Source organism: Paracoccus binzhouensis, assembly GCF_016446475.1.
Classification (GTDB): Bacteria; Pseudomonadota; Alphaproteobacteria; order Rhodobacterales; family Rhodobacteraceae; genus Paracoccus; species Paracoccus binzhouensis.
The window spans coordinates 1-9694 of sequence record NZ_JAEHFP010000144.1 but is presented as its reverse complement, the minus strand read 5'-3'; the positions used below and the strand labels follow the sequence as shown (position 1 = coordinate 9694).

Annotated in this window: 8 protein-coding genes, 1 tRNA gene and 1 riboswitch; all 9 genes read right to left on the bottom strand. The window is 69.6% G+C overall.

Annotation, left to right across the window (positions count from 1 at the left end; all coding sequences use genetic code 11):
- Positions 1-413: 413 nt before the first annotated feature.
- Positions 414-489: transfer RNA gene (locus I9P22_RS21550), tRNA-Ala, on the bottom strand.
- A gap of 106 nt (positions 490-595) precedes the next feature.
- On the bottom strand, positions 596-3424 hold the full coding sequence (gene gcvP, locus I9P22_RS21545; RefSeq protein ID WP_199262018.1) for an aminomethyl-transferring glycine dehydrogenase: 2829 nt from the start codon (positions 3422-3424) through the stop codon (positions 596-598).
- A gap of 161 nt (positions 3425-3585) precedes the next feature.
- Positions 3586-3942: a glycine cleavage system protein GcvH gene (gene gcvH, locus I9P22_RS21540; RefSeq protein ID WP_199262016.1), complete on the bottom strand. Its 357-nt coding sequence runs from the start codon at positions 3940-3942 to the stop codon at positions 3586-3588.
- A 10-nt stretch (positions 3943-3952) separates the two neighbouring features.
- Positions 3953-5065 (bottom strand): glycine cleavage system aminomethyltransferase GcvT, encoded by a 1113-nt coding sequence (gene gcvT / locus I9P22_RS21535; RefSeq protein ID WP_199262014.1) that lies wholly within the window; start codon positions 5063-5065, stop codon positions 3953-3955.
- 132 nt (positions 5066-5197) lie between these two features.
- A riboswitch (glycine riboswitch) is annotated at positions 5198-5286 on the bottom strand.
- A 78-nt stretch (positions 5287-5364) separates the two neighbouring features.
- Complete coding sequence (locus tag I9P22_RS21530; RefSeq protein ID WP_199262012.1) at positions 5365-6147, bottom strand: SDR family oxidoreductase; 783 nt, start codon at positions 6145-6147, stop codon at positions 5365-5367.
- A gap of 61 nt (positions 6148-6208) precedes the next feature.
- Complete coding sequence (locus I9P22_RS21525; protein WP_199262010.1) at positions 6209-6544, bottom strand: hypothetical protein; 336 nt, start codon at positions 6542-6544, stop codon at positions 6209-6211.
- A complete protein-coding gene (locus I9P22_RS21520; RefSeq protein ID WP_199262008.1) occupies positions 6541-7173 on the bottom strand; it encodes a hypothetical protein in 633 nt (210 codons plus the stop codon). The genes I9P22_RS21525 and I9P22_RS21520 overlap by 4 nt, the downstream gene beginning before the upstream one ends.
- An 86-nt stretch (positions 7174-7259) precedes the next feature.
- Positions 7260-8588, bottom strand: coding sequence for an ATP-binding response regulator (locus I9P22_RS21515; RefSeq protein ID WP_199262006.1), 1329 nt, complete (start codon positions 8586-8588; stop codon positions 7260-7262).
- A gap of 3 nt (positions 8589-8591) precedes the next feature.
- A partial coding sequence (locus I9P22_RS21510; protein ID WP_199262004.1) for an FIST N-terminal domain-containing protein occupies positions 8592-9694 on the bottom strand: 1103 nt, incomplete at its 5' end.

The window sequence follows — 9694 nt, the reverse complement described above, 5'->3', positions numbered from 1 at the left end:
AGGTCTGCGATCTGTTCTCCGACGAGGAGTGCTACAACTACTTCAAAACCGCCGGGTATGAGGCCGATTGAGTGCAACAGGCTCTAGCCAATGAGGCGATAGACCAGCGGAAGAGCGTTGACCGCATAGGGAAGCGATAGGGCAGTCCCACCTGGCGCAGTAAGGTAAGCCGCAGGAGGGCCGTTAGGCGTCCCACAAGGGCAGCCATCCGCGCCCGCCAAGCGCCGCCACAGGGCCGCGCCGCGGACGTCGCGTTGCCCGCCACAGGCAACCGCGCCATGCCAGCCATAACACAGATTCGGAGAGGCCGGGCATCGGCCCCCCTTTTCTGCGGGCCGATGTTGTCAGCACGGCGCTGTCAGCGTGTCAGCGTTTTCCGCCTAGCTGCTTGTAATATAAGAAAATTCCTGAACTGGTGGAGCCGAGGGGAATCGAACCCCTGGCCTCATCATTGCGAACGATGCGCTCTACCAACTGAGCTACGGCCCCATCGGCGTGCTATCTCGCCGAAGCGCGGGGGCTTGTCAAGGCCGCTTTCACGGCTTTTCGCAAGCCCCCGCAAAGGCCCCCCGCCGACCATGACGAAGGCACGCGCTCACTCCGCCGCCTCGGCGTAATCCTCAAGCGGCGGACAGGTGCAGACCAGGTTGCGGTCGCCATAGGCATTGTCCACCCGCCCGACCGGAGGCCAGTACTTGTCCACCCGGAACGCCCCCGGCGGGAAGCAGCCCTGCTCGCGCGAATAGGCGCGGTCCCAGTCGGCGACCAGATCCTCGACCGTGTGCGGGGCGTGGCGCAGCGGCGAGGCCTCGGCGCTGATCCGGCCCTCGGCGATTTCGGTGATCTCGTCGCGGATGGCCAGGAAGGCGGTGACCAGCCGGTCGATCTCGGCCTTGGTTTCCGATTCCGTCGGCTCGACCATCAGCGTGCCAGCGACCGGCCAGCTCATCGTGGGCGCGTGGAAGCCGTTGTCGATCAACCGCTTGGCGATGTCGTCCACTGTCACGCCATGCTCCTGGAAGGGGCGGGTATCCAGGATGCATTCATGCGCCACCCGGCCGCGATTGCCCATGAACAGCACCGGATAGGCCCCGGCCAGCCGGCTGGCGACATAGTTCGCGTTCAGGATCGCGACCCGCGTCGCCTGCGTCAGCCCCTCGCCGCCCATCATCAGGATATAGGCCCAGGAGATCAGCAGGATCGAGGCGCTGCCCCAGGGCGCCGCCGAGACCGCCCCCGAACCCTCGCGCGGGTCGGCGGGCAGGAAGGGCGCCAGATGCGCCTTGACCCCGATCGGCCCCATGCCGGGACCGCCGCCGCCATGGGGAATGGCAAAGGTCTTGTGCAGGTTCAGGTGGCTGACATCGCCGCCGATCTCGCCCGGCTTCACCAGACCGACCAGGGCGTTCATGTTGGCGCCGTCGATATAGACCTGGCCGCCATGCTCATGGGTGATGCGGCAGACCTCGCGCAGGGTGTCCTCGAAGACGCCATGGGTCGAGGGATAGGTGATCATCACCGCCGCCAGCCTGTCGCCGGCCTTTGCGGCCTTGTCGGCGAAGTCCTCCAGGTCGATATCGCCGTTCGGGGCCGATTTGACTACTACGACCTTCATCCCCGCCATCTGCGCAGAAGCCGGGTTGGTGCCATGGGCGCTGACCGGGATCAGGCAGACGTCGCGATCCTCGCCGCGCGACTTGTGATAGGCTGCGATGGTCAGAAGCCCGGCATATTCACCCTGCGCGCCGCTGTTCGGCTGCAGCGAGAACGCGTCATAGCCGGTGATCGCGCACAGCTTCCCGGTCAGATCGGCAAAGACCTCGTGATAGCCGGCGGCCTGCTCCTCGGGCGCGAAGGGATGCAGCGCGCCGAATTCCGGCCAGGTGATCGGCATCATCTCGGCCGCCGCGTTCAGCTTCATCGTGCAGCTGCCCAGCGGGATCATCGCCCGGTCCAGCGCCAGGTCGCGGTCCGACAAGCGGCGCATATAGCGCATCATCTCGGATTCCGCCCGGTTCATGTGAAAGACCGGATGGGTCAGGTAGTCGCTTTCGCGGATCAGCGCCTCGGGGATCGCCGGGGCTGCGGCCGGCGCGGCCTGGTCGGTAATGCCGAACGCGTCCAGCACCCGGGCGATCACATCCGCATCCGTGGTCTCGTCGACCGAGATGCCGACCCGGTCGCGGCCGACCCTGCGCAGGTTGATGCCGCGATGCCGGGCAGCGGCGAGGATCCCCGCCTGCCCCACGCCCACCCGCACGGTGATGGTGTCGAAGAATGCCTCGGGCTGCACCTCGGCCCCGGCGGCGCGCAAGGCCTCGGCCAGGGTGACCGCGTTCAGATGCACCCGCTGGGCGATGGCGCGCAACCCGACCGAGCCGTGGAACACCGCATAGAAGGACGCCATCACCGCCAGCAGCGCCTGGGCGGTGCAGACGTTCGAGGTGGCCTTCTCGCGCCGGATATGCTGCTCGCGGGTCTGCAGCGACAGGCGGTAGGCCTGGTTGCCCTTGGCGTCGATGGAAACCCCGACGATCCGCCCCGGCATGGCGCGCTTCAACTCGTCGCGGCAGGCCATGAAGCCGGCATGCGGCCCGCCATAGCCCATGGGCACGCCGAAACGCTGCGCCGAGCCGATGGCGATGTCGGCACCCATGGCGCCCGGCTCCTTCAGCACGCAAAGCGCCAGGAGGTCGGTCGCCATGATCGCCACCGCGCCCGCCGCATGCAGCGCCGCGATCTCGGCGGTATAGTCCCGGAGCTCGCCGAAGGTGCCGGGATACTGGAAGATCGCCCCGAACACGGCCGACGGATCGCATTCCGTACCGCGGACGATCTCGATGCCCAAGGGCGCAGCCCGGGTCTCGATCACCGCGACGGTCTGCGGGTGCAGGGCCTCGCTGACGAAGAAGGCGCGGGCCTTGGACTTCGCCGCCCGCTGCGCCATGGCCATGGCCTCGGCAGCGGCGGTCGCCTCGTCCAGCAGGCTGGCATTGGCCACCGGCAGCCCGGTCAGGTCCGCGACCATGGTCTGGAAGTTCAGCAGCGCCTCCAGCCGGCCCTGGGCGATCTCGGGCTGGTAGGGGGTATAGGCGGTATACCAGGCCGGGTTTTCCAGGATGTTGCGCTGGATCGCCGGCGGGGTGACGGTGCCGTAATAGCCCTGCCCGATCAGGCTGGTCATGACCTGGTTCTTCGCCGCCACCTCGCGCATGCGCTGCAGCAGTTCCGCCTCGGACAGCGCCGGCCAGTCCAGGGCCTCGGCCTGCCGGATGCTCGCCGGCACGGTCTGGCCGATCAGCTCCTCCAGCGTCTCGGCGCCCACGACCTTCAGCATCGCCTCCATCTCGGCCGGAGAAGGCCCGATGTGACGGCGATTGGCGAAATCGTCGGGATTATAGTCGGTCGGGGTCCATTTACCCATCACTGGCCTCGATGCGTCAGAATGTTCACAAGCATTGCCTTCGGAATCGCAAGGGCCGGGAACGCCCCCCGCCCTGCCTTTCTTCGTTTGCCAAATACCCTCGGGGGGTCCGGGGGGGCGAAGCGCCCCCGGCTCCCGCCGGGCCGCAAGGCCCGGCAGCCTCAGCCGATCAATGCCTGATAGCCCGCCTCGTCCATGAAGCCGGACAGGTCGACCGAGGCCGGCTTGATGCGGAAGAACCAGGCCGCCATCGGATCCTCGTTCACCGCGCCCGGCGCGTCGGGCAGCGCCTCGTTGACGGCGGTGATGACGCCCGCGACCGGGGCCACGATGTCCGAGGCGGCCTTGACCGATTCGATCACCACGATCTCCTCGCCCGCCTCGACCTCGCGCCCGACCTCGGGCAGTTCGACGAAGACGACATCGCCCAGCTGCTCGCTGGCATGGGCGGTGATGCCGACGACGATCTCGTCGCCGTCCTGTTTCAGCCATTCGTGGTCTTCGGTGTATTTCAGCATGCCTGGCCTCTCAGCGCTTGTAGCTCGGTTTGTGGAAGGGAAGCGGAGTAATCGTCACCGGAATGCGCTTGCCGCGCAATTCGGCCCAAAGCGTCGCGCCGGGGGCAAGTCCCGCGGGCAGGACCGCCATGGCGACCGGCCCGCCGACCGAAGGGCCGAAGCCGCCCGAGCAGACCGTGCCGATCGCAGCACCAGCCTCGGCCGCGTCGAAGATCTCGACCCCTTCGCGGATGGGCGCGCGGCCCTCGGGGCGCAGGCCCATGCGGCTGCGGGCGGGGCCTTGGGCCAGTTCCTGCAGGATCGGCCCGGCGCCCGGGAAACCGCCCGCGCGCGCGCCGCCGGTGCGGCGAAGCTTGGGGATCGACCAGCCCAGCCCGGCTTCGCCCGGCAGGGTCGTGGCGTCCATGTCATGGCCGTAAAGCGGCATTCCCGCTTCCAGCCGCAGGCTGTCGCGGGCGCCCAGCCCGATGGGCGCGACCTCGGGCTCGGCCAGCAGCGCCTCGGCCAGCGCGACCGCGCGGTCCCCGGGCACGGAAATCTCGAACCCGTCCTCGCCGGTATAGCCCGAGCGGCTGACCCAGAGCGTCGCCCCCTGCCAGTCGAATTCGGCCACGTCCATGAACTTCATCGCCTGGGTGCCGGGCACCAGCCGCGCCAGCACCGCCTCGGCCTCGGGGCCCTGCAGGGCCAGCAGCCCGCGATCCGTCACCGGCTCGACCGAGATGCCGGCGGCTTCCAGCCGGCGCAGATGGGCGATGTCCTGTTCGGCGCAGGCGGCGTTCACCACCAGAAACAGATGGTCGCCCTTGTTGGCGATCATCTGGTCGTCGAGGATGCCGCCCGCGTCATTGGTGAACAGGCCGTAACGCTGCCGGCCCTCGGCCAGCCCGACGATATCGGCAGGCACCAGCGTCTCCAGCGCCTCGGCCGCGCCCGGCCCGCGCAGGATCACCTGGCCCATGTGGCTGACGTCGAACAGGCCGGCATGGGCGCGGGTATGCAGGTGCTCGTTCAGCACGCCCATCGGGTATTGCACCGGCATCTCCCAGCCGGCAAAGGGCACCATCTTCGCGCCGCGCGAAAGGTGCAGGTCATACAGCATCGTGCGCCGAAGCTCGGCCATGGGCATCCCCTGTCTTGCGGACGGACCGATCCCGCCCGGTTAGATGCCCCCTCTGTCCCTACCCCGAAACGGGGGCGCCTGAGATCGTTATCCCTTCGGCGGACGGCATCTGCCGCCTCTCTCCAGAGCGTACATTGGAAAACGGTCCCTGTGCCTGAGAGATTCCCGGGGCGGTTGCTCCTTCGGCCCTGGCTTGCGCCAATGTCTCCCGATTTCCGACTTTTGTCGTAGCCGGGCGGCAGGGTTCTGGCAAGAGCCTTCCTGCGCCCGACCCGCCGACCGGCCCGCCGACCGCGCCCTCAGATCGAGATGTTCGAGGCGCCGCCGTCCAACAGGATGTTCTGCCCGACGATGAAGCGGGCATGCTGGCTGCACAGGAAGGCGCAGGTGGCGCCGAAATCCTCGGGCAGGCCATAGCTGCGGGTCGGGATGGTCGCCTCGCGCCGGCGGCGGGCCTCGTCGACGCCGATGCCCTCGGCCTTGGCGACGCCGGCATCCAGGCTGTCCGCACGGTCGGTGGCATGGATGCCGGGCAGCAGGTTGTTCACCACCACGCCATGCGGCGCCACCTGCCGCGACATGCCGGCGACGAAGCCGGTCAGCCCGGCGCGGGCGGTGTTCGACAGGCCCAGGACGGCGATAGGCGCGCGCACCGATTGCGAGGTGATGTTGACCACCCGGCCCCAGCCGCGCTCCATCATGCCCGGCACCAGCGCCTGCATCAGCGCGATGGCAGTCAGCATGTTGGCGTCGATGGCCTTGATGAAATCCTCGCGCGACCAGTCGGTCCAGCTGCCGGGTGGCGGGCCGCCGGCATTGTTGACCAGGATGTCGGCCTGCCCGCCCAGGGCCTCCAGCACGGCGGCGCGGCCGTCCTCGGTGGTGATGTCGGCGGCGACCGGCGTGACCGAAACGCCGTGCTTCGCCGCGATCTCGCTGGCCGTGGCCTGCAGCGCCTCGGCGCCGCGGGCGTTGATGACCAGATCGACCCCGGCCTCGGCCAGCGCCTCGGCGCAACCCCGGCCCAGGCCCTTCGACGCGGCGCAGACAAGGCCCTTCTTGCCCCTGATCCCCAGATCCATCGCTTCCCTCCTGTTCAGCAGCTTGCCGACAGGGAAGCGCGGGGCGGCCGGATTGTCCAGTTCAGAAGCAGAGGATCTCGGCCTCGGCCTCGGCGCGGTGGAAATTGGCGACCATCTCATTGGTGCCCATGTTGCGGAACGCGGCCGAGCGCTCGCCGCCCATCTGCCGCATGGCCATCACCGTCTCGGCCTTGACGTAATCCTCATAGGGCAGGATCTCGGCGATCTGGTCGATGGCGCAGCTGCACTTGTCCAGCATCTCGCGGGTCTGGCCGTTCGTCGCCATGCAGACGAAGACGTAATCGGCCCGCGCATTGGTCGGATAGTCGTTGACCGCCTGCGCCCCGGCCGTGCCGGCCCAGATCGCAAGCGCGGCCGTCAGGGTCGCCCGGATCATTTCAACACCATTTCGCTGTCATAGGCGGGCCGCCCGCCCGCCAGGGGTCCGGTCCGCGCCACCATGCGCCGGATCGGCTGCCCGGGATCGCCCAGGGTGAAGCGCAGCTCCAGCGTCTCGAAGCCGGCCATGCGCGCGCGATTCCTGTCGTCGCGGAACGGCGCGAAGCTGGCGATGGTGACATCGCCCGCGTGCCGCAGCTCGCCGCCGCGGAACAGCGCGTCCTTCAGGCGATTGCGGATATAGAACGGGCTGCCGCCGGTCAGCACCGCCATGTCCCGCGCGGTGGTTTCCAGGAAGAAGGTCAGCGCCGGATCGCCGCCCGAGACCGGGAACGGCCCGATGCGGCGCTTGATGCGCGCCGTCTCCTCGGCCAGTTCCAGCACCGGCTTGCCGTCCGAGGGGTCTTTGGCGGCGCGCAGGGTGATCGTGCCCTCACCCAGCGGCGTGAAGCCTTCGGCCTCCGGCCCGCTCTGGCTGATCCGCCAGACCAGCGGTCCCTGCGCCAGGTCCCAGGGCCCGCGCTCGGCAAAGACCAGGTCGCCCGCCTCGCCCGCCCGCAGCGGCAAGGCGGCGGCGGGGGCGGCGGCGACAAGCCCGACCAGGGCCAGCATGCGCAAAACTCTCATGGCGGTTTCTTCCCTTCGCTGTTGCCGAGCCTGCCCCCGGCCGGCCGGCCGCGAAAGCCCGCGACCGACAGTTTCGTGCTTTGGTCTTAGGCCAGCATGGCTTGCAGCATGGCCTGCAGATCCTCGGGCCGCACCGGCTTTTCCAGCAGCGGCACATCGACGGACTGGCTGGCACGAGCCAGCTCGGGGGCCCGCTGGGCGGTGACCAGGATCGCCGGCACCGCCTGGCCCGCCGCCTGGCGGAGCGCCGCGATGGCCTGCAGGCCGGTATCGCCATTGTCCAGGTTGTAATCGGCGATCACCACGTCCGGCGGCTCGTCCCCCATCTGCGCCAGCGCCTCGGCGATGCCGCCCGAGACGCGCGGCACCATGCCCAGCCGGTCCCTGAGCAGCAGTTCCAGCGCCCGGCGCATGGCATCGTCATTCTCGACCACCAGCGCCACCCGGCCGCGCAGCGACGGGCCGCTGCCGGCGCCTTCGGCCCGGGCCGGCTCGACCCCCGGCGCCACCAGCGGCAGGCTGACGCGGAACACGGTGCCGCGCCCCGGCTCGCTGTCCATGGCGATGGGGTGGCCCAGCTTGGCGCAGGCGCGGCGCACGATCGACAGGCCCAGCCCCATGCCCGGCACGCCGCCGCCCTCGCGGCCGATGCGCTGGAACTCGTCGAAGATGCGGGCGCGGTCGGGGGCGGCGATGCCGATTCCGGTGTCGTAGATCTCCAGCCAGGCGCGCTCGCCGCGCTTCCTGACGCCCACCAGCACCCCGCCGCGGTCGGTATACTTGATCGCGTTCGAGATCAGGTTCTGCGCGATGCGCCGCAGGAAGGTCGGGTCGCTTTCCACCACCGCCATGGTCGGCGCGAAGCTCAGCCGCAGGCCCTTGGCCTCGGCCATCGGCGCGTATTCCACCGCCAGGCGGCGGAACATGTCGCCCAGATCCACGGGCTTGCGCTGGAACTCGATGCGCTGGCTGTCCAGGCGCGAGATGTCCAGCACCGCGTGCATCAGCTCCTCGACCGATTCGAAGGCGCCCGACAGCCGGTCGGTCAGCTCGCGCTGCAAGGGATCGAGCGGCGTATCCTTCAGCGCCGACAGGAACAGCTTTGCCGCCGACAGCGGCTGCAGCAAGTCGTGGCTGGCGGCGCGCAGGAAGCGGGTCTTCGAGCGGTTCGCCTCCTCGGCCGAGGCGCGGGCGACGGCCAGCTCGCGGTTGCGCTCGGACAGATCGGCCAGCGCCTTTTCCAGCTCGCGGGTGCGGACCTGCACCTCCTGCTCCAGCGCCACGGCGGCCTGGAACATCGACCAGGCCGAGCCGCGGCTTTCCTCCAGCCGGTCGATGCGTTCGACCAGCACGTCGGCGATGCGCGCCAGCTTCTCGACCCGCCGGCCGGGGGGATCGTCGTCACGCAGGAACATGGCTCATCCCGCCTCGGGGGGCATCAGCGCCATGCCGACGAAGGTCTGGTTCACATGCATGCCGCTGTGCTGCTCGCCATAGGTGTTGAAGCCGGCGACGTGATAGCGGGCCAGCAGCTCGGACATCTGCGCGGTCATGCCGGCGCGTTCCAGCGCCAGCCGGCGCAGGATGCAGTCGAAGCCCAGCACCATCAGCGGCGGGCGCGGCAGCGCGTCCATCACCTCGGCAAAGCCGCGGGTCATGTCCATGGCCCGGCCCAGGGTCAGGATATGGCCGGGCTCGGTGCCCGACAGCAGCTCCAGCCCGCCCTCGGGGGTGATGGCGCGGATGGCGCGGACATGGTGGCGCTTGCCGGTGCGCAGCAGCAGCGGGTGGCGGGCGAATTCCGTCTGGGTCAGCGCATGCAGCGGCACCCCGGCCAGCCGGGCATATTCCTGCGCCGCCGGCTCGGCGTTCAGCTCCAGGATGATGCGGTTGTGGGTGTCGGCGGCGGTGACGACGGCGCGCCTGTCGGTGGGACTGAAATGCGAGAACAGCACCTCGGAAATCGCCAGGTCGGTCTCGATCAGCAGAAACAGCGCGGCGCCCTCGTGCACCGCGCCGTCGACCATCTGGCATGTCGGCGCGAACAGCATCCCCTCGGCGCTGGAGCCACCGACCACCGGCAGGCCGGGGATCGCCGCGTCCAGCGTCGCGGTCAGCACGTCCTCCTGCCGGGCCAGCGCGTCAGGCAGCAGCACCCCGAAGCTGGACCGCCGCAGGTCCGGGCGGAAATCGGCATGGAAGCGGCGCAGCGTCGCCATCCATTCCGAGACCGGCACCAGCGCCTGGTCGCGCAGCACGCAGACGCCGACGCGGAAGCTGGCGGCGGGAAAGCCCAGCGCCGTCACCGTGGCCGAGCAATAGCCCTGCGGCCCGATCTCGCCGGCCGAGGAACAGCCGACCACCCGGCAATCCGGGCCGAGCCGCCGGCGCAGCTCGGCGCCCAGCGCCGGCAGGCCATCGGCGGGCATGCCGAACAGCAGGACCAGCGCCGGATCCTGCGGCGCCATCGCCGCGGCGATGCGGGCGGCGGCATCGGCGCCGGCGGCGGGGACCGAGACGG